Genomic DNA, 16,663 nt, shown 5'->3' with positions numbered 1-16,663 from the left:
GCATAATACTTTCGCGGGGGCAGTGATATCTGCGAACGGCTCAAGTTGAGGCAAACGATGCCGAAGGCAAGGCAGTACGCACTTAAACGTAGCAGTTTGCAACAGCAAAAACAGCGGCTCCCGAGCCTGCACGCACCACCTAGAGCACGCCTTCGGCGCGATTGTTACGGTCGAGAGTTCGGCCGCCGCATGGAGACTTTGGTCGCTATCGGCCGGTCTGCGCCCGGGCCGCGCCTCGCGTGGCATCGCGCCGAGCCGGGGCGGCCGTGCGGTCGCCGGCGCCGGAAATCCTTGAACTTGGCCGCCCGCTCATGTATGTGGGCCGTTCATTCCATGACAAACCCTGGAGACGTACGTGGCCCGCGTCACCGTTGAAGACTGCATCGAGAAGGTCGACAATCGCTTCGACCTGGTGCTGATGGCTGCCCACCGCGCCCGCATGATCTCTGCCGGCGCGGCGATCACCGTCGACCGCGACAATGACAAGAACCCGGTGGTCGCGCTGCGCGAGATCGGGGACGGCACGATTTCGCCGGAGGACTTGCGCGAGGACCTCATCCACTCGCTGCAGAAATATGTCGAGGTGGACGAGCCCGAAAAGCATGCGGCGCCGCTGCTGGATGCCAATGCCGACGAGGACAGCGACACCTTCGACACCATGAGCGAGGACGAGTTGCTGCGCGGCATCGAGAGCCTTGCGCCGCCTGAGCGCCGCGACGATTGATCCTCGGCCAATCTGGCTTATAAGTGCGTGGGCGTCGGGCCAATGCCGACGCCCTTTTTGTTTGCCGGACATGATGGCCGCGTAGGCGCCGCGGGGAGTGCGGCTCTGGAATGATGCGTCAGTACGAACTCGTCGAGCGGGTGCAGGCCTACAACCCGAATACCGACGAGGCGCTTTTGAACAAGGCCTATGTCTATGCCATGCAGAAGCATGGCAGCCAGAAGCGTGCCTCGGGCGACCCCTATATCGCCCATCCGCTCGAAGTCGCCGCCATCCTCACCGAACTCAAGCTCGATGACTCGACCATAGCGGTCGCCCTGCTGCACGACACCATCGAGGATACCGACGCCACGCGGGCGGAAATCGACCAGCTGTTCGGGGCGGATATCGGCGCCATCGTCGACGGGCTGACCAAGATCGAGCGGCTCAACCTCGTCAGCCGCGAGGAAGCGCAGGCGGAGAACCTGCGCAAGCTGCTGCTCGCCATCTCCGCCGATATCCGCGTGCTCTTGGTCAAGCTCGCCGACCGCCTGCACAACATGCGCACGCTCGGCTTCATGCCCGAGGACAAGCGCAAGCGCATCGCTACCGAGACGATGGAGATCTATGCGCCGCTCGCCGGCCGCATGGGCATGCAGGACATGCGCTCCGAACTCGAGAACCTCGCCTTCAAGGTGCTGCAGCCGGATCACTACGAGGCCATCACCCGGCGCCTCGAGGAGATGCAGTCGGAGTTCTCCGAGACCATCGCCACCATCAGCCGCGAGCTCGCCCAGAAGCTCAAGGAGGAGGGGATCGAGGCCAAGGTCAGTGCCCGCGTCAAGTCGCCGTGGTCGATCGCCACCAAGATCGAGCGCAAGTCGATCGCCCTCGAGCAGCTCTCCGACATGATCGGTTTCCGCATCATCGTCGCCTCGGTCGAGGCGTGCTACCGGGCTTTGGGGATCGTCCACACCAACTGGAAGGTCGTGCCCGGCCGCTTCAAGGACTACATTTCCGTCCCCAAGGCCAACGACTACCGCTCCATCCACACCACCATCGTCGGCGTGGGCCGGCAGCGCGCCGAGCTGCAGATCCGCACCGAGGAAATGCACCGCGTGGCCGAATTCGGCATCGCCGCCCACGCCCTCTACAAGGAGGGGGCGGCCGGGGACCTGCACAAGCTCGAGAGCGAGAGCAAGGCCTTCGCCTGGCTGCGCTCGACCATCGAGCATCTGACCAGCGGCTCCTCCACCGAGGACTTCCTCGAATATACCAAGCTCGAGCTGTTCCAGGACCAGGTGTTCTGCTTCACCCCGCGCGGCCGGCTCATCGCCCTGCCACGCGGGGCGACGCCGATCGATTTCGCCTACGCGCTGCACACCGACATCGGCGACACCTGCGTCGGCGCCAAGATCAACGGCGCCATCATGCCGCTCGTTACTCAGCTGCGCAGCGGCGACGAAGTGGAGATCATCCGCGACCAGAACCACCTGCCTCCCTCCAACTGGGAGAACATCGCGGCCACCGGCAAGGCTCGCTCGGCCATTCGCCGCGCCGTGCGCCAGGCGGCGCAGCAGCGCGCTTTCGCGCTCGGCGAGCACGTCCTGTCCGTCGTGCTCGAGCGCGAGGGGATCGACCTCAACGAGGCCGAATCGAGGGCGCTGGCGGAGCGCCTGGGCGTGCCGGGCCGGCGCGAGCTGCTCGTCGCCGTCGGCGAAGGCAAGATCGGGTCGGAGGCGCTGGGCGCCGAGGCTGCCGCGGTCAAGGGGATCAAGCGCCGCCGCCACAAGAAGATCGACCTGCCCGTGGCCAACAAGGCCGAGGGCTGGTTCGCCCTGCGCCAGGCCGACATGTTCCGCTTCCGCGTCCCCGGCGGCCAGCGTGCCGGCGTCCGCGCCAAGACGGCGCTCGCCCAGCTCGACTTCAACACCTCTGTCGACGTCTCGCCCGAGGGTGTGGTCCCGGGCGACCGCCTCGTCGGCATCATGACGCCGGACGCGCCGCTCATGGTCTACCCCATCCATTCGGACGCGCTGGTGGCCCTGCACGATGCCGACGTCGCCTGGATCGACGTGCGCTGGGATGTGGCCGGCCGCGAGGAGCGCAACCACAAGTGCGTCATCACCATGCTGGCGGTCAACCGGCCCGGCACGCTGGCGCAGGTGTCCTCCGCCATTGCCGCGTGCGAGGCCAACATCCATAATTTGTCGATGCGGATCGCCTCGCCGGATTTCCACAAGTTCATCTTCGAGATCGAGGTGCGCGACCTCGCCCAGCTCACCGATGTGCTGGCAACGCTCAAGTTGACCCCGGGGTTGTCTGGGGTGCAGCGGGCCACCATCGCTGAGGCGAGGGCGTTGTCGAAGCTCGAATGGGGCCCGGACGACGAACAGAAGGAAAGCGCGTGATTACCCAGGAAGTCCCCGGTCCACGCCGAACCCGCCGCCCGGCCGCCGCCCGATCTGGCGATTGCCGCGATGCAGCCGGGCGCAAGTGGCCTGAAGTGATGGTGGCTGCGAACCCGGAACAGCACCTCCGCCCGCGCGGTGGGGCAAAGCCATGATCGTCGGCATTGGCAACGATCTCACCGACATTTCCCGCGTCGCCAAGACCCTGGAGCGCTTCGGCACGCGCTTCACCGAACGCTGCTTCACCGAGACCGAGCGGCGCAAGTCCGACCGCCGCGCCCAGCGCGCCGCCTCCTATGCGCGGCGCTTCGCCGCCAAGGAAGCGTGCGCCAAGGCACTGGGCACCGGCCTCAATTTCGGCGTCTACTGGCGTGACATGGGGGTGGTGAACCTTCCCTCGGGCAAGCCCACCATGCACCTGACCAACGGCGCCGCCCGCATGCTGGCCCGGCTTGTGCCGGAGGGGCACGCACCACATATCCACCTGAGCATCACCGACGACGGCGGATTGGCGCAGGCCTTCGTCATCATCGAGGCGCTGCCTGTTGACCACCGGGCCGCGCTCCCGTAACCACAATCCCCGCAAGGCAGGAACCCATGAGCCAATCCGTGTCGAAAGCCGACAAGAAGGCGCGCAAGAGCGAACTGCGCGAGACCATCGTGGTCATCGTCGAGGCGCTCCTTATCGCCCTGGTCTTCCGTACCTTCCTGTATCAGCCGTTTTCCATCCCCACGGGCTCGATGCAGTCGACGCTGATGATCGGCGACTACTTCCTCGCCTCCAAGTTTACCTGGGGCTTCGGCAAGTACTCGTTTCCGCTGCCGCTGCCCTTCAACGGCCGCCTGCTCGCCTTCGGCGAGCCGCAGCGCGGCGAGATCGCCGTGTTCCGCAACGAGATCACCGGCGAGGACTACATCAAGCGCGTGATCGGCCTGCCGGGCGACACCATCCGGATGCAGCAGGGGCGCCTCTACATCAACGGCGCCGTCGTCCCGCGCGAGCAGATCGGCACGGCCGAGGATGCCGACAGCACCGGGCGCACCGTGCCCGTCACCGTCTACCGGGAGACGCTGCCCGGCGGCGTCACCCACATCATCCAGGAAATCTCGGACAACGAGTATCTCGACAACACCAGCGAGTACCGCGTCCCGGCCGGGCACTATTTCATGATGGGCGACAACCGCGACCGGTCGGCGGACAGCCGCGTGCTCAACCAGGTCGGCTACGTGCCGTTCGGCAATTTCATCGGCAAGGCCGAGGTCCGCTTCTTCTCGATCCGGAACAACATCGCGCCGTGGCTGCTGTGGGAGTGGCCGGCGAATGTGCGCTGGGACCGGATGTTCCAGCCCGTCCACTCCTGATGCACAGGCGCCGGGCGCACGAGCGGCTGCAGGCCCGCCTGGGCTACCGCTTTGCCGATCCGGACCTGCTCGATCGCGCGCTCACCCATTCGAGCGCCGTATCGCCGGCCAAGCGCGTCGAGCGCTCCTACCAGCGGCTGGAGTTCCTCGGCGATCGCGTCCTCGGGCTGGTCGTCGCCGACATGCTGTATCGCCGGTTCCCCAAGGCCAATGAGGGGGAACTCAGCCGCGCGCTCAATACCCTCGTGCGCAAGGAGACCTGCGCCGCCATTGCCCGCGAGCTCGATCTCGGCTCCGAGCTCAATCTCGGCGAGAGCGAGGCGCGCACCGGCGGCGCCGACAAGGAAGCGATCCTGGGCGATGTCACCGAGGCGGTCATCGGCGCCATCTACTGCGATGGCGGGCTCGGGCGCGCCTTCGAGGTCATCGAGCGGCTGCTGGGCGAGCATCTCGGGCAGGCCGGCACCGAGCGCGCCGACGCCAAGACGACGCTGCAGGAATGGGCCCAGGCGCGCGGCCTCGAGCCGCCCAATTATGTCGAGGTCGAGCGCACCGGCCCCGATCACGCGCCGATGTTCACCATCTCGGTGCGGCTGGGCGCGTTCGACGCCGCCACCGCCTCCGGCCCCTCGAAGAAGCTGGCCGAGCACAAGGCCGCCGAGCGCTTCCTCGTGCGCGAGAAAGTCTGGCGCGAAACGCTATGAACACCGAACCGGAACGCACCCGCTGCGGCTTCGTCGCCCTGGTCGGCGCCCCCAACGCCGGCAAGTCGACGTTGCTCAACGCCCTCGTCGGCACCAAGGTGTCGATCGTCACCCACAAGGCGCAGACCACCCGCGCCCAGATCCGCGGCGTCGTCACCGAGGGCGAGGCGCAGATCGTCTTCATTGACACCCCCGGCATCTTCGCGCCCAGGCGGCGGCTGGACCGGGCCATGGTCGAGGCCGCGTGGAGCGGTGCCGGCGATGCCGATTTCGTCGCCCTTATCGTCGATGCCGAAAGAGGGATGACCGAGGAACTTGATTCGCTGCTTGAAGGCCTCGCCGGCATCCCGCACCCCAAGGTGCTGATCCTCAACAAGATCGACCTGATCAAGCGCGAGAAGCTCCTGGCGCTGTCCGCCGCCCTCAACGGACGCCTCGCCTTCGAGCAGACCTTCATGCTCTCGGCACTCAAGGGCGACGGCGTCAGGGATTTTCTCGCCTGGGCCGCAAACCGCATCCCGTCCGGTCCCTGGCATTTCCCCGAGGACCAACTCACCGACCTGTCGCTGGCGCTGACCGCGGCCGAGGTGACACGCGAAAAGCTGTTCCTGCGCATCCACGACGAGATCCCCTACAACACCACGGTCGAAACCGAGAAATTCACCATCCAGCCGGATGGCTCCTACCGCATCGACCAGGTGATCTACGTCACCCGCGACACCCACAAGAAGATCGTGCTGGGGGCAGGCGGCCAGACCATCAAGGCCATCGGCGCCGAAAGCCGCAGGGAACTGATGGACATCTTCGAGGTGCCGGTGCACCTGTTCCTCTTCGTCAAGGTGCGCGGCAAATGGGGCGACGACCCCGAGCGCTACCGCGAGATGGGGCTGGAGTACCCGCATTGACATGACCACCCGCCCTGCAGCCTGGCTCCCCTCCCCCTTGAGGGGAGGGGTTGGGGGTGGGGGTTGTGCAGTGCCTGTGTGCCGACTGACCGACCCCCTCCCTCGTTCCCTCATGGGGGAGGGAGGCCCGACTGTAGCCTGGCGAAGGCTGAGCAAGATGCAATGGACCGGTGAAGGCCTGATCATCGGCGTACGCCGCCACGGCGAGACCAGCGTCATCGCGGAGGTCATGGTCGAGGGCAGGGGGCGCCATCTCGGCCTGGTACGCGGCGGCCGTTCGCCGAAACTCGCCGCAACACTGCAGCCGGGCAATATCGTCCAGCTCACCTGGCGGGCGCGGCTGGAGGAGCACCTGGGCACCTTCGCCGTCGAACTCATCCACGCGCGCGCCGCGACCCTCATCGCCGACCGCACGCGGCTCTACGCCAGCCAGCTGCTGTGCGATCATCTGCGGCTGCTGCCCGAGCGCTTCCCGCACGACCGCCTGCTCGGGCTCGCCGTGCACGCGCTCGAGGGCGAGCGCACGCCGCTCGAGCTGGGCGCGACGCTGGCCAGCTTCGAGCTCACTCTGCTCGACGACCTGGGCTTCGGGCTCGACCTGTCGAGCTGCGCCGCCACCGGGGTCACCGACAATCTCACGCACGTCTCGCCGAAATCGGGCCGGGCGGTGAGCCTCGCCGCCGCCGCCCCCTATCTGGGCCGGCTGCTGGAATTGCCGCAATTCCTGATCGGCCGCGGCCCGGTGTCCGGCCCGCACGACCTCGCCGCCGCCTTCGCCCTTACCGGCTACTTCCTCGACATGCATGTCTGGCTGCCGCGCGGCCTCGCGCCGCCGGCGACCCGCGACGCGCTGGTCGCGATTCTCGCCGCGGGTTAGCGCCGCCTCACGCCGGGGCGGCGAAGTGGCTGCCGAGGAAATACGGCCAGACGATGAGGCCGAGCAGCCCCAGCCAGAAATCGAGCTTCAGATAGCCGATGGTGAACAGCCAGCCGGCAAACCACAGCCCGCCCAGCGACAGCGTCTGATGAATCTGGATGCGACGTTCCATGCGGGGCTCCTTGCTGCGCGACCGGGCGGAGTGTGGCGCCCGCCGGCGACGCGGCCTTGACCTGCGTCAAGCGGCCGCGTGCTGAAACCGGTCGCGGCCGCCGCCCGTATCTGCATCATGCAAACAGTGGAGGCCGGCATGGACGAGGACGAGCGCGACGAGATCACCCGGCGCTTCCGGGCGGCCGTGAACATGGACACGGCCGATCTCGCCAGCTGGCTCGAGACGGCGCCGAGCCGGGTCGTGGGCTGGCCCAAGGACCGGCCGCCGGGGGTGGAATCGGTCGGCCACGCCTCCGGCCGGCGGATTCTGGAGATCATGCGAACGCCCGAGGCGGCGCTGAGCGAGGACGACTACCGGCACATGCGCAAGGTCGCCGGCTACGTCGCCCGCCACTTGAAGCAGCGCCCGCGCGGGGATGTGATGAATACGAGGTGGCGCTGGAGTCTGATGAACTGGGGGCATGATCCGGTGAAGTGAAGAGCAAGGCCTGGGACATGCTCGGGACAGTGGGCACGGGTGCGGCATCATCTTCACTCGCTTGGCCCTTGACACCGCCTTTGTCCTCCCCCTATCAATTCCCCTCAGGCAAATTGGAGCACGTTTCGTGCGGAGCATTCTCGTAGTAGGTCGGCGCATCGAGCACGTGGGGTAGGTCCCCGCGCTGATCTGGTGCGCCGAAAATGAGGTCCCGAATGGGGCCTTTTTTATTGCCGAAATTCCGGCGGGGCCGGGGTTTCGCGGCCCCACCCCACCCACCACGCTTCGCGTGGTCCCCCCTCCCCACGAGGGGGAGGGATGGCGGCGGGGGAGAGATCGCGGCGGGAGCCGCGGGAAGGATGGGTCCCCGAGATCGCCGCTGCGCGGCGTCCGGGGATGACGGGGCGGGGCCACCCCCTCCCCAACCCTCCCCGCAAGGGGGAGGGTGTGCCGCCGGTGGGCGGGTTGAAATTGCGGCGGGAGCCGCGGGCAGGAAGGAACGGAAGCTATGGCAGAGCAGATGACGGGCGCGGAGATGGTGATCCAGGCGCTGATCGACCAGGGGGTGGCGCATATCTTCGGCTATCCCGGCGGCGCCGTGCTGCCGATCTACGACGCCCTGTTCCAGCAGGAGACGGTGCGGCACATCCTCGTGCGCCACGAGCAGGGCGCCACGCACATGGCCGAGGGCTACGCGCGCTCGACCGGCAAATGCGGCGTCGTGCTGGTGACGTCGGGGCCGGGGGCGACCAATTCCGTCACCGGGCTGACCGACGCGCTGATGGACTCGATCCCGATGGTGTGCATCACCGGGCAGGTGCCGAACCCGCTGATCGGCTCGGACGCCTTCCAGGAATGCGACACCGTCGGCATCACGCGCAGCTGCACCAAGCACAACTACCTGGTCAAGAACGTCGCCGATCTGCCGCGCGTGCTGCACGAGGCCTTCCACATCGCCACCAGCGGCCGTCCAGGGCCGGTGGTGGTCGACATCCCCAAGGACGTGCAGTTCGCGCTCGGCACCTATCTCAGGCCCGAGGAGACGACGTTCCACAAGAGCTACAAGCCGCACCGCGATGGCGACGTCGCCGCCGTCGAGGCGGCGGTCGAGTGGATGCTCAGGGCCGAGCGGCCGGTGTTCTATACCGGCGGCGGGGTCATCAATTCCGGGCCGGAGGCGTCCGAGCGGCTGCGCGAGCTGGCTGCGCTCACCGGCTTTCCGGTGACCTCGACGCTGATGGGGCTCGGCGCCTTCCCGGGCTCCGATCCGCAGTGGCTGGGCATGCTCGGCATGCACGGTACCTACGAAGCCAACATGGCGATGCACGATTGCGACCTGATGATCTGCATCGGGGCGCGCTTCGACGACCGCATCACCGGACGCATCGATGCCTTCTCGCCCAATTCGAAGAAGATCCATGTCGATATCGACCCGGCCTCGATCTCCAAGAACGTCGTCGTCGACCTGCCGGTGATCGGCGATTGCGGCTGGGTGCTCGACGAGATGGTGCGCATCTGGCGCAGCCGTACCAACCAGCCGCGCAGCGAGGCGCTGGCGCCGTGGTGGGGGGAGATCGCGACCTGGCGCGCCCGCAACTCCCTGGGCTTCCGCAACTCGACGACGGTGATCAAGCCGCAGCACGCCATCAAGCGGCTGTACGAGGCGACGAAGGGGCACGACGTCTACGTCACCACCGAGGTGGGCCAGCACCAGATGTGGGCGGCCCAGCACTTCCCGTTCGAATTGCCCAACCGCTGGATGACCTCGGGGGGGCTCGGCACCATGGGCTACGGCCTGCCCGCCGCCATCGGCGTGCAGGTGGCGCATCCGGACGCGCTGGTCATCGACATCGCCGGGGAAGCCAGCGTGCAGATGACCATGCAGGAGATGTCGACCGCCATCCAGTACAAGCTGCCGATCAAGGTCTTCATCCTCAACAACGAGCGCATGGGCATGGTGCGCCAGTGGCAGGAACTGCTGCATGGCGGGCGCTACTCGCACTCCTATTCGGAGAGCCTGCCCGATTTCGTCAAGCTCGCCGAGGCCTATGGCGGGGTCGGCATCCGCTGCGAGGATCCGGCCGAGCTCGACGACGCCATCGCCGAGATGATCAAGGTCAAGCGGCCGGTGCTGTTCGACTGCGTGGTCGAGAAGCATGAGAACTGCCTGCCCATGATCCCCTCGGGCAAGCCGCACAACGAGATGATCCTGCCCGATTTCAAGGACGATATCGGGGCGGTGATCGACGCCGCCGGCCGGCAGCTGGTGTAACGGAGGAACGGGCAACATGAACGCACATCTGCAGCCGAGCGGCTCGGCCTATTTCCTCGCCGCGGAAACCCAGGTGCCGGAACGGCACACATTGTCGGTGCTGGTCGACAACGAGCCGGGCATCCTCGCCCGCATCGTCGGGCTGTTCGCCGCGCGCGGCTTCAACATCGATTCGCTGACGGTTTCGGAGACCGAGCACGAGAAGGGGCTGAGCCGGATCACGGTGGTCACCGTCGCCACCCCCAAGGTGCTGCTGCAGATCAAGCTGCAGCTCGAGCGGCTGGTGCCGGTGCACAAGGTCCACGACCTCACCGCCGAGGGCAAGTCGCTGGAACGCGAGCTGGCGCTGGTCAAGGTCGCCGGGGTGGGCGAGCACCGCGTCGAGACGCTGCGGCTGGCCGATGCCTTCCGCGCCCAGGTGGTCGATGCGACGACGGAGAGCTTCGTCTTCGAGGTGACCGGCAAGCCGACCAAGATCGACCAGTTCATCTCGCTGATGGTGCCGCTCGGGCTGGTCGAGGTGGTGCGGACCGGGCTCGCCGCGATCTCACGCGGCCCGGAGGGCATGTAGGGTCCTGGGGGAAACGCCGGGCCTCTTGACGAGCGGGCCGTTTGATCCTCTGTGTTGGCCCGTCTGTCCTCGGGTTTCCCATGCATCACACATCCAATCTCCGCGGCATCGCGCTGATGATCGCGGCCTCGGCCGCGTTCGTCGTCTGCGACACCTTCCTCAAGCTGTCGACCGAAGGGCTGCCGCCCTTCCAGGTGCTGTTCATCCGCGGGCTGGTGGCGACGCTGTGGAGCCTGCCGCTGGTGATCCTGACCGGCAATCTCAGGGCGGTGGGGCAGGTCGCCGACAAGTGGGTGCTGGCGCGCAACGGCATGGAACTGCTGGCCGTGCTGTGCTTCATCGTGGCGCTGGCCAACATGCCGATCGCCGACGTCACGGCACTGGGGCAGACGGCGCCGATGCTGCTGCTGCTCGGCGTCGCCTTCGTCTATGGCGAACGCATCGGGGCGGTGCGGATGGGGCTGATCGCCATCGGCTTCCTCGGCGCCATGCTGGTGGCGCAGCCCGGCGAAGCGGGCATCTCGGTCTACGCTCTCCTCGGCTTCGCCATGGCGGCGGCGACGGCGCTGCGCGAAATGGTGGGGCGCAAGGTGCCCGGCCATGTGCCCGGGCCGGTGGTGGCGCTGGGCGCGATCCTCGTTGTCATGGTGGGCGGGCTCGTCGCCCACCTGCTGTTCGAGCGCTGGGTGGTACCGCAGTGGCAGCACCTGCTGTTCCTCTCGGCCTCCGGCTTCTTCCTCACCATCGGGCACTTGTGCATCTTCCTTGCCTACCGCTACGGCGCGACCAGCGCGGTGGCGCCGTTCTTCTACATGTTCACCATCTGGGCGGTGATCTCGGGCGTCGTGGTCTTCGGCACAGTCCCCGACGCGCTGGCGCTGACCGGCATCGCCCTGATCCTGGTGAGCGGCGTCGCCGTCGTGCTGCTCGACGAGCGCCGGCGCCGGCTGGCCCCGGTGGCGTAGGCATCGCCGGTGCTGATCGGCGCCATCAGAAGGTTGCATTGGTCTCTGGGCCGGCGATGCGCTAGTGCTTGCCCGTTCCTGCCGTGGGGGCGCCGATGACCAAGCTGTCCGCCAATCTCAATGCCGTTGCCATGCTGCGCAACCGGCGCAGCGTGCCGTGGCCCAGCGTCACCGGCATCGCGCGCATCGCGCTCGACGCCGGCGCCGCCGGCATCACCGTGCACCCGCGGCCCGACGAGCGGCACATCCGGCGCACCGACGTGTTCGAGCTGCAGAAGCTGATCCGCGAAGATTATCCGGCGGCCGAGTACAATATCGAGGGCTATCCCTCCGACGATTTCCTGACGCTGGTCGAGCGGGCGGCACCGGACCAGGTGACGTTTGTCCCCGACGACCCGCTGCAGGCCACCTCCGACCACGGCTGGAACGTCGAGGCCAACCGCGCCGTGCTGCTGCCGGCGATCGCGCGCATGCGGGCGGCGGGCATCCGGGTGTCGCTGTTCATCAATGCCGACCCGGCGGTTCCCCAAGCGGCTCGGGACGTCGGGGCGGACCGGGTCGAGCTCTATACCGGCCCGTATGGCGGCGCGCTGGTCGAGGAGATCGCCGCCGCGCACCTCGCCGCGCTGAGGGCGGCGGCCGATGCAGCCCGGGCCGTCGGGCTCGGCATCAATGCCGGCCACGACCTGACGCTCGTCAATTTGCCGCCGCTCAAGGCCGCGATTCCCGATCTCGCCGAGGTCTCGATCGGCCACGCGTTGACCGCCGATGCGCTGCTCTATGGCTACGCCGAGGCGGTCCGCAAGTATATTGCGGCGTGCAGTTAGGCATCCGTTTCCGAACTGGAAAACAGCGCCGCGATTTTCCGCGCAATGCCCTAGCGATTGCTTAGGCATCCGCGCGGGATGGCCATCCGTCCGGCTTCCGCTCCCGCAGGGGAAGCAGATATGTTCGCGCCATGAGCCAAGTGACTTCCCCACACGCTTTCGCCGCGGACATGGTCGAGGACCCGATCAACCGCGCCCTGGCCGTCTATACCGGGTTCGGCACCTCGTCGTTTCCGCGCGCCCGCACGGCCGACCTGGTCGCACAGTTCGGGGCGGCGGCGGCCGCTGACCTCAGGGAACGCATCCTGCTGTTGTATCTGGAAATGCAGTTCCCGCTGCCCGACGAGGGTAAACGCAGCAGGAAGAGCGTCACCGAGCGGGCCACCGAGCAGATGCGGCTGCGGCACCCCGAACTGACCGAGGAGGGGCTCGGGGTGCTCGCCTGGGCCTATGCCTTCGGCCTGCGCTGACCCCATCGGTCAATATTCTCGAACGGTGCTTCTCGCTGCCGCAACAGCGGGGGCAAATCCGTGCCGGCAGCCGGTCGCATTCGCCCATAAGACGTTGATTTATAAAAGGATACAGTAGTGTTCCTTGGCGCCCGGGCGGTTGCCGGGTGAACCGGCTGTGTCTCCGGGTCGCACCCGTGCCTGCTTGTGCGGCCTCCCGCAAGGCACATATTGAGCCCCAGTTACGATTTGATACTGGAGGCCAGAGAATGTCCAAACCCAAGATCGCAGTCATCATCGGCAGCGTCCGCCCGACGCGCTTCGGCGACAAGCCGGCGCAGTGGATCGCCGACCACGCCAAGGCGCGCAACGATATCGACGTCGAGATCGTCGATCTCGCCGACTACAAGCTGCCGTTGTTCGACGCCGCGGCGTCGGACGCCTGGATGCCGACGCCGAACCCCGAGGCCGCCCGCTGGCAGGCCAAGCTCAAGGAGTTCGACGGCTACATCGTCGTGAGCGCGGAGTACAACCGCTCCATCCCCGGCGCGCTGAAGAACGCCATCGACTGGGCCTACACGCCCTTCGTGCGGAAGGCCGTGGCATTCGTGGCCTATGGCTCGGTGGGCGGTGCCCGCGCCGTCGAGCACCTGCGTACCGTGTTCAACGAGCTGCAGGCGGCGCCCGTGCGCCAGTCCATCCATATCGGCGGCTCCGAGTTCTTCTCGGTCTTCATGGGCCAGAAGAGCTGGGACGACGTGAAGGCCAGCTTCGACCCGTTCGTGCCCGACCTGCTCGATAACCTCGTCTGGTGGACCAGCGCCACCAAGGCGGCGCGCGAAGAGGACCAGGCGCAGGCCGAAGCCGCATAGTCGCGGGGAGTTCTCTCCTTTCCCCCCGAGCCGGGGCGGCGGGCCTACCGCCGCCCGTTTTGCCGCATGCCATGCCCCGGCTGCATGCCTGTCCAGCCCCGATCGCGGTGCGTCTCGCCCTCTTTGCGGTTGAGCGGGGGTGCACGAAGGTGTAGAGACCCGCGCACCCCATAACAGGGTCGAGCGAAGGCATATGACGCATGCGAACACGTCCGGCACCGATGCCGGCGCCGTAGCGACCGATCAGGCCAGCCACGACAGCAAGATATTCCCGCTCCTCGTGCTCGGCGCCCTCGGCGTCGTCTACGGCGATATCGGGACCAGCCCGCTTTACGCTTTTCGCGAGGCGTTGCATGCCAGCGGCAGCGGCGTCCCGTCGGCGACCGAAATTCTCGGCCTGCTGTCGCTGATCGTCTGGGCGCTCATCCTGGTGGTGACGGTCAAGTATGTCGGCTTCGTTCTCAGGGCCGACAACAATGGTGAGGGCGGCACGCTCTCGCTCATGACGCTGGCGGGCAAGGCCTTCAGCCGGCGTCCGGTCTGGGTGCTCGCGCTCGGCGTGGTCGGGGCCTCGCTGTTCTTCGGCGACGCCATCATCACGCCTGCAATTTCGGTGCTGTCCGCCGTTGAGGGTCTGGAGATCGTGGCTCCGTCGCTGTCGCCATGGGTCGTCCCCCTGACCGTGGTTGTGCTGCTGGGGCTGTTCATGGTGCAGCGCTTCGGCACCACCACCGTGTCGACGGTCTTCGGGCCGATCATGGCGGTGTGGTTCGTGTCCCTCGGGGTCTCGGGGCTGAGCCAGATCGTGCAGGCTCCCGAGGTGCTGCTGGCCATCAACCCGCTCAGCGCTGTGCGCTTCCTTTTCGCGCATTCGGCGGTTGCGGTCGTCGTGCTTGGCGCCGTGTTCCTTGCGGTGACTGGCGCCGAGGCGCTCTACGTCGACCTCGGTCATTTCGGCCGGCGACCGATCATCTTTGCCTGGCTGGCGCTGGTCTTTCCCTGCCTGCTGCTCAATTACTTCGGGCAAGGAGCGTTCGCGCTGCGCCATACCGAGCAGGCAGACAACCCCTTCTTCCAGATGCAGCCGGAATGGGCGCTGTTGCCCATGGTGGGGCTCGCCACCGCGGCGACGGTAATCGCCAGCCAAGCGGTGATCAGCGGCGCTTACTCGCTGGCTCGCCAGGCCATGCACCTCAACATTCTGCCGCGCCTCGACGTCCGCCACACTTCGGAGACGCTTGCCGGCCAGATCTTCATGCCGCAGATCAACAGCCTGCTGCTGGTGGCCGTCGTGTTGCTGGTGCTTGGGTTTCGCTCCTCGAGCGCATTGTCGGCCGCCTACGGCATCGCCGTGACCGGGGAGATGCTTGTAACCAGCCTGCTGCTGTTCATCGTCATGTGGCGAATCTGGAAGTGGCGGGTGATCTTCGCCATCCTCGTCATCGTGCCGATGCTGACCATCGACCTGAGCTTCTTCATCGCCAATGCCACGAAATTCGCCCAAGGGGGGTGGGTGCCGGCAGTGGTCGGGGCGGTGCTGATCCTCATCATGAGCACGTGGATCATCGGACGCCAACGTCTCAGCGAAAAGACCCGGCGCGACGAAGTTCCCCTCGAGTTCCTGGTCGAGAACCTCGCCAAGAAGAAGCCCACCATCGTGCCGGGCACCGCGGTCTTTTTGACCAGCGACATCGAAGGGGCGCCGACGGCGCTGCTGCACAGCCTCAAGCACTACAAGGTGCTGCACGAGCACAACGTCATCCTGACCGTCCTCACTTCCAACGCGCCGCGGGTCCCGGACGAGGAGAAGGTGCGCATCGACGCCTATAATGATCTGTTCTATCGCGTACTTGTCACCTTCGGGTACATCGAGACGCCGAATATCCCTAAGGCGCTGGCCCTGGCGCGCAAGCTCGGCTGGAAGTTCGACATCATGTCGACGTCGTTCTTCCTCAGCCGGCGGTCGCTGAAGCCCTCGCCCAAGCGCGGCCTGCCGCTGTGGCTCGACCGGATCTTCATCACGCTGGCGCGCAACGCCACCGACGCCACCGAGTATTTCCACATCCCGACCGGGCGCGTGGTGGAGATCGGCACGCAGGTGATCCTGTAACCTGCGGGTTACGGCTTGGCGGCGGCCCGGCTCACGATTGCGTCGGCATGTCGGGGCAGACCCAGGGGACGGTTGCGGCGGTATAACGCTCCTCCACCGCCTCGCTGCCGAGGCTGACGCTCAGCACCAGGTCGCGGGAGGAGACCGAGACGATCTCGGCGGCGACGTCGATGCCGTCCTCGTTCCAGCTGACGGTGGTGTCGGAGGTCATCTGCCACTGGCTGAGCCGGTGGGTTTCCCAGCACGAATCCTGGACCAGCGTGCCGTCGGACAGGAAGATCTTCATCACCCCCGGCAGTTCGCCACCGTCGGCCTTGACCCATACCCGGTTGGAGAAGCTGCGCGTCAGCGGCGTGCTGTCCCCCTCGGCGGCAGGGGCGTCCTCGGCCAGCGCCGGGGCGACGTCGGCGACGGTTCCGACACCCCAGACGGCAAGGAGGGCGAAAAGGGCAGCGCGGCTGGTCATCTGTGAGTCTCCGGTGCATGCGGCGCAACTGCGCATCGCGCGCCACTGTGAGCGCGCAAATGCGACGGAATTCGGGGGAGCGGGCGCATTCGATCGACGACCGCGAGGACGACGCGCCGCCCCGGCAGGATCGGGCAGTGGGACCAGTCTGTAGCAGGCAAAAATGAATGGCGGATGAGCGCCCGGCCGCGCCTCGGTTCATCCGCTGGCAAATATCCGGCCGCCCCGCCCGCTTAACAGCGGCCGGCCCGCCGTGGCATAAGACGGCGCACCGGGTCGGCGGCAACAGCGGCCCGCCCGGCGCGGCAAGAGCGGGCCCCTTCATGGGTGCGGTGGAGCAGGGCGATGTCGGAACTGCCGTTGGCACAGTTGCTGTGGGGAGTCGCCGGCATGGCGCTCGGCATCACGTTGTCGATGCTGGTCCTCGCGCTCGTGCTCGAGACGGACAGGCGGCGCGTGCGCCGCCGGCTGCGGGCGCGCGCCGCCCTGGCGGCCCGGCCGGAGCCGGTGCCGGACG

The 16,663-nt window shown here is 67.1% G+C and carries 17 protein-coding genes; 15 read left to right on the top strand and 2 right to left on the bottom strand.

The features are described 5' to 3' along the window. Positions 1-355: 355 nt before the first annotated feature. The 7 genes from rpoZ (at position 356) to recO (ending at position 6,962) form a co-directional block, all read left to right on the top strand. Complete coding sequence (rpoZ, locus tag VGD93_RS10790) at positions 356-724, top strand: DNA-directed RNA polymerase subunit omega (protein WP_395011917.1); 369 nt, start codon at positions 356-358, stop codon at positions 722-724. Positions 725-834: 110 nt separating this feature from the next. Then, positions 835-3,114: a RelA/SpoT family protein gene (locus tag VGD93_RS10785; protein WP_395011915.1), complete on the top strand. Its 2,280-nt coding sequence runs from the start codon at positions 835-837 to the stop codon at positions 3,112-3,114. 151 nt (positions 3,115-3,265) lie between these two features. Continuing rightward, positions 3,266-3,685, top strand: coding sequence for a holo-ACP synthase (gene acpS / locus VGD93_RS10780; protein ID WP_395011913.1), 420 nt, complete (start codon positions 3,266-3,268; stop codon positions 3,683-3,685). A gap of 26 nt (positions 3,686-3,711) precedes the next feature. Beyond that, positions 3,712-4,476 carry a signal peptidase I gene (lepB, locus tag VGD93_RS10775; RefSeq protein ID WP_395011911.1) on the top strand — a complete coding sequence of 255 codons (765 nt, stop codon included), beginning with the start codon at positions 3,712-3,714 and terminating at the stop codon, positions 4,474-4,476. Continuing rightward, the gene (rnc, locus tag VGD93_RS10770; protein WP_395011909.1) at positions 4,476-5,180 is read left to right on the top strand and encodes a ribonuclease III; all 705 of its coding nucleotides are present in this window, start codon (positions 4,476-4,478) and stop codon (positions 5,178-5,180) included. The genes lepB and rnc overlap by 1 nt, the downstream gene beginning before the upstream one ends. After that, positions 5,177-6,085, top strand: coding sequence for a GTPase Era (era, locus tag VGD93_RS10765; protein ID WP_395011907.1), 909 nt, complete (start codon positions 5,177-5,179; stop codon positions 6,083-6,085). Before rnc ends, era begins: the two co-directional genes overlap by 4 nt. A gap of 157 nt (positions 6,086-6,242) precedes the next feature. Next, a complete protein-coding gene (gene recO, locus VGD93_RS10760; RefSeq protein WP_395011905.1) occupies positions 6,243-6,962 on the top strand; it encodes a DNA repair protein RecO in 720 nt (239 codons plus the stop codon). Positions 6,963-6,969: 7 nt separating this feature from the next. On the opposite strand, the gene VGD93_RS10755 is transcribed toward recO, so the two are convergent. Further along, positions 6,970-7,134, bottom strand: coding sequence for a hypothetical protein (locus tag VGD93_RS10755; RefSeq protein ID WP_395011903.1), 165 nt, complete (start codon positions 7,132-7,134; stop codon positions 6,970-6,972). Positions 7,135-7,272: 138 nt separating this feature from the next. Between VGD93_RS10755 and VGD93_RS10750 the strand changes: the two genes are divergently transcribed. The 8 genes from VGD93_RS10750 to VGD93_RS10715 all read left to right on the top strand — a co-directional run bounded on the left by VGD93_RS10750 (position 7,273) and on the right by VGD93_RS10715 (position 15,680). Continuing rightward, positions 7,273-7,614, top strand: a complete 342-nt coding sequence (locus VGD93_RS10750) for a DUF3140 domain-containing protein (RefSeq protein ID WP_395011901.1) — start codon at positions 7,273-7,275, stop codon at positions 7,612-7,614. Positions 7,615-8,122: 508 nt separating this feature from the next. Next, on the top strand, positions 8,123-9,886 hold the full coding sequence (locus VGD93_RS10745; protein ID WP_395011899.1) for an acetolactate synthase 3 large subunit: 1,764 nt from the start codon (positions 8,123-8,125) through the stop codon (positions 9,884-9,886). 16 nt (positions 9,887-9,902) lie between these two features. Further along, complete coding sequence (gene ilvN, locus VGD93_RS10740) at positions 9,903-10,457, top strand: acetolactate synthase small subunit (RefSeq protein ID WP_395011897.1); 555 nt, start codon at positions 9,903-9,905, stop codon at positions 10,455-10,457. 80 nt (positions 10,458-10,537) lie between these two features. Then, on the top strand, positions 10,538-11,422 hold the full coding sequence (locus VGD93_RS10735; RefSeq protein ID WP_395011895.1) for a DMT family transporter: 885 nt from the start codon (positions 10,538-10,540) through the stop codon (positions 11,420-11,422). Positions 11,423-11,517: 95 nt separating this feature from the next. Further along, complete coding sequence (locus tag VGD93_RS10730) at positions 11,518-12,249, top strand: pyridoxine 5'-phosphate synthase (protein WP_395011893.1); 732 nt, start codon at positions 11,518-11,520, stop codon at positions 12,247-12,249. A gap of 131 nt (positions 12,250-12,380) precedes the next feature. Then, positions 12,381-12,719: a hypothetical protein gene (locus VGD93_RS10725; RefSeq protein ID WP_395011891.1), complete on the top strand. Its 339-nt coding sequence runs from the start codon at positions 12,381-12,383 to the stop codon at positions 12,717-12,719. Between the two features lie 248 nt (positions 12,720-12,967). Then, positions 12,968-13,570, top strand: coding sequence for an NADPH-dependent FMN reductase (locus VGD93_RS10720; RefSeq protein ID WP_395011889.1), 603 nt, complete (start codon positions 12,968-12,970; stop codon positions 13,568-13,570). A 193-nt stretch (positions 13,571-13,763) separates the two neighbouring features. Further along, positions 13,764-15,680, top strand: a complete 1,917-nt coding sequence (locus VGD93_RS10715; protein ID WP_395011887.1) for a potassium transporter Kup — start codon at positions 13,764-13,766, stop codon at positions 15,678-15,680. A 31-nt stretch (positions 15,681-15,711) separates the two neighbouring features. On the opposite strand, the gene VGD93_RS10710 is transcribed toward VGD93_RS10715, so the two are convergent. Further along, entirely contained in the window at positions 15,712-16,146 is a 435-nt protein-coding gene (locus VGD93_RS10710) for a hypothetical protein (RefSeq protein WP_395011885.1), read from the bottom strand. Between the last annotated feature and the right edge of the window lie 517 nt (positions 16,147-16,663).

Source organism: Devosia sp., from assembly GCF_036406155.1.
Classification (GTDB): domain Bacteria; phylum Pseudomonadota; class Alphaproteobacteria; order Rhizobiales; family Devosiaceae; genus Devosia_A.
Note: the sequence above shows the minus strand (reverse complement) of the source record. Positions and strands in the feature narration are given on the sequence as shown.

Excerpts from the sequence above, each read along its gene's own strand:
- VGD93_RS10785 (WP_395011915.1), top strand. The coding sequence starts at position 835 with ATGATGCGTCAGTACGAACTCGTCGAGCGGGTGCAGGCCTACAACCCG.
- acpS (WP_395011913.1), top strand. The coding sequence starts at position 3,266 with ATGATCGTCGGCATTGGCAACGATCTCACCGACATTTCCCGCGTCGCC.
- lepB (WP_395011911.1), top strand. The coding sequence starts at position 3,712 with ATGAGCCAATCCGTGTCGAAAGCCGACAAGAAGGCGCGCAAGAGCGAA.
- rnc (WP_395011909.1), top strand. The coding sequence starts at position 4,476 with ATGCACAGGCGCCGGGCGCACGAGCGGCTGCAGGCCCGCCTGGGCTAC.
- era (WP_395011907.1), top strand. The coding sequence starts at position 5,177 with ATGAACACCGAACCGGAACGCACCCGCTGCGGCTTCGTCGCCCTGGTC.
- recO (WP_395011905.1), top strand. The coding sequence starts at position 6,243 with ATGCAATGGACCGGTGAAGGCCTGATCATCGGCGTACGCCGCCACGGC.
- VGD93_RS10755 (WP_395011903.1), bottom strand. The coding sequence starts at position 7,134 with ATGGAACGTCGCATCCAGATTCATCAGACGCTGTCGCTGGGCGGGCTG.
- VGD93_RS10750 (WP_395011901.1), top strand. The coding sequence starts at position 7,273 with ATGGACGAGGACGAGCGCGACGAGATCACCCGGCGCTTCCGGGCGGCC.
- VGD93_RS10745 (WP_395011899.1), top strand. The coding sequence starts at position 8,123 with ATGGCAGAGCAGATGACGGGCGCGGAGATGGTGATCCAGGCGCTGATC.
- ilvN (WP_395011897.1), top strand. The coding sequence starts at position 9,903 with ATGAACGCACATCTGCAGCCGAGCGGCTCGGCCTATTTCCTCGCCGCG.
- VGD93_RS10735 (WP_395011895.1), top strand. The coding sequence starts at position 10,538 with ATGCATCACACATCCAATCTCCGCGGCATCGCGCTGATGATCGCGGCC.
- VGD93_RS10730 (WP_395011893.1), top strand. The coding sequence starts at position 11,518 with ATGACCAAGCTGTCCGCCAATCTCAATGCCGTTGCCATGCTGCGCAAC.
- VGD93_RS10725 (WP_395011891.1), top strand. The coding sequence starts at position 12,381 with ATGAGCCAAGTGACTTCCCCACACGCTTTCGCCGCGGACATGGTCGAG.
- VGD93_RS10720 (WP_395011889.1), top strand. The coding sequence starts at position 12,968 with ATGTCCAAACCCAAGATCGCAGTCATCATCGGCAGCGTCCGCCCGACG.
- VGD93_RS10715 (WP_395011887.1), top strand. The coding sequence starts at position 13,764 with ATGACGCATGCGAACACGTCCGGCACCGATGCCGGCGCCGTAGCGACC.
- VGD93_RS10710 (WP_395011885.1), bottom strand. The coding sequence starts at position 16,146 with ATGACCAGCCGCGCTGCCCTTTTCGCCCTCCTTGCCGTCTGGGGTGTC.